This is a genomic window from Lacticaseibacillus pantheris DSM 15945 = JCM 12539 = NBRC 106106, from assembly GCF_001591865.1.
GTDB classification, from domain to species: domain Bacteria; phylum Bacillota; class Bacilli; order Lactobacillales; family Lactobacillaceae; genus Lacticaseibacillus; species Lacticaseibacillus pantheris.
On sequence record NZ_BCVS01000174.1, the window covers coordinates 1 to 2,078 of the forward strand.

Here is a 2,078-nt window from a genome sequence, read left to right on the forward strand (position 1 = left end):
TAACCCCCAACGCCACCTGCAGGTTCGTACCACTAAAGTCCCAATAAACACAACAGGCGCCGCCCACTAGGGTGACGCCTGTTGTAATTGTTGTGATTAAACGATGCGTGGTAGCACCGATCGGCTGAAGTAGTAGCCTTGACCGTACTGGATACCCAATCCGCGGGCCAACTTGAGGTCCGTGTCCGAGTCAATCCCGTGCATGATGAACGGGATGTCGTGGCTAGCAGCCAGGTTACGCCACTCGCTTACTTTGGTGTACTGCGCGGGCGTGTACCCGTCCGGCCCCGGCTGGTCCATCGTGAACTTGATCATGTCGACTTCCGCAATGACCGCGCAGGCGTCGGTGTAAGAAATGTCCCAACCGGAGTTTGCCAACGCCATCTGGAACCCGAGTTGGTGGTATTGTTGAGCCACGCGGATAAACGTTGCTCGGTCCGTGATGTTGGTGATTTCAATGGTGAAGGTCACGGCCGCCTGCCGAATGAATTGGACCAAGCCATCGCGGATGGCGGGGGTCTGGAGCTCGGTCAGGGAAAAATCGCCGTTTAGTCGCTTGACCGATAATTGGTCCGCCACGTGGGTCAGAATGTGTGTAAAGCTAGCGGCTGAAATGTCAAAGTTGACCGGTGGGCGCCACTCGCCGTCCTCGTACGTTCGTAACCGTAACTCGCTGGCAAAGACGTCGCTAGTATTAATGTTGACGATGGGCTGCGTGAAGAAGGTGTAGGTCATGGTGACCTCACGTAGGTGGCTGGTTTCAGGCGTATCACCATTCACCGTAATACAGTCACGGCCCCTTTGCTTGGAGAGGTACATGTTGTGATCCGCGCGCTGAATCACATCCTCCACATTTCGGTCTCCGGGGTGAACCTCAGTCATCCCCATGGATACCGTCAGACGGTTACTGCGGCCGTGATAGTCAAAGCGGGCGCGTCGGACCGTCTCAATACATTGTTGTGCGGTGGGCATGAATTGCTCAGTGTTTTGCCCCGGCAGTAGGACTGCGAATTCCTCGCCACCCGTTCGGTAGAGACGGTAATTGGCGTCGACGTCCTGGAGAAAGTCTTCCAGAAGTGCCGCCATGTGAATTAATGCGGCGTCACCGGCGGAGTGCCCGAACGTATCGTTCACGTTTTTGAAGCTATCAACGTCCATCGTCAGCACGGTCATGTCGCAGTGTTGCCGCTGTGCATCCACAAAGGCAGCGTAGGCATCGGCCCGGAACATGGCGAGGCTACCGGCATTCGTGAGCGTATCATAGTTGACTTGGGCTGCCAGTTCGGCTTTGGCCTGAGCCTCGCGCCGGTCGTGCGTCCAGGTCATGAAGGCATAACCGTTCATGATGAGGAACAGCACCTCGTACCGAAACTGCAAGCCCAGCGTCGTGTCGCCCATTCTGAACCAGTACATACAGCAGAGGAGTAGGGCAAAGGCGCTGTTGGCCCACCACTCGTAGTGCACTTGCTCCCGGAAGCGGTAGACGATGACTGCGAGCAGGATCAACAGTAAATCCATCACCACTGTTATGCTGCTAAACCAAGGGTGGTTGGCCCACCAGAACGCTAAAATGATGCCCCAACGCAGCGCGTAGTGAGCACCACTGATGTTGTCCTCGAGTACGGGGTAGGAAATGATTAGTAGTTGCAGGCTCATGTACAGGTGTTGCCCACTGGAAGCCGAAAAAATTATTCCCTGTAGAACTACGGCCAGGCCAATGGTGACCATTGTTTGTAGTATTGGTTGTAAACGTGTGTACCAGGGAGCATTGCACATGGCGACATAGCCGGCCACGAAGAATGATCCCAATAGAATGTGGCCAAGCCAAGTACTCAGCATGTTGTCCCCCCTAGCAGCGATGCAGTTCTAGCTCTAAATTTACTCGTTCTGTTGGGGTATGTAAACTTGCAAAGTGTGGAATGAGGGTGTCAATGATAGTTAGTCGAAGACTGGGTGGGTGTGAACACGCGGGTAGCTTTTGGGACTGCGGCTTACGTGCCCTGCGCCGGGATTGCTGCGGTAGTGGTTGGCGGCAGCGGCGGTCGGGCCGGTGAGCTGCGGCTTTCGTGGGGTACTCC

At 55.4% G+C, this 2,078-nt stretch carries 1 protein-coding gene; it reads right to left on the reverse strand.

Annotation, left to right across the window (positions count from 1 at the left end):
• Nucleotides 1-96: 96 nt before the first annotated feature.
• The gene (locus tag LPA02S_RS11280; RefSeq protein WP_056956668.1) at nucleotides 97-1,839 is read right to left on the reverse strand and encodes a GGDEF domain-containing protein; all 1,743 of its coding nucleotides are present in this window, start codon (nucleotides 1,837-1,839) and stop codon (nucleotides 97-99) included.
• Nucleotides 1,840-2,078 lie beyond the last annotated feature (239 nt).

Bases quoted from the DNA above. Each gene is read 5' to 3' on its own strand.
- LPA02S_RS11280 (WP_056956668.1), bottom strand. From the start codon at position 1,839: ATGCTGAGTACTTGGCTTGGCCACATTCTATTGGGATCATTCTTCGTG.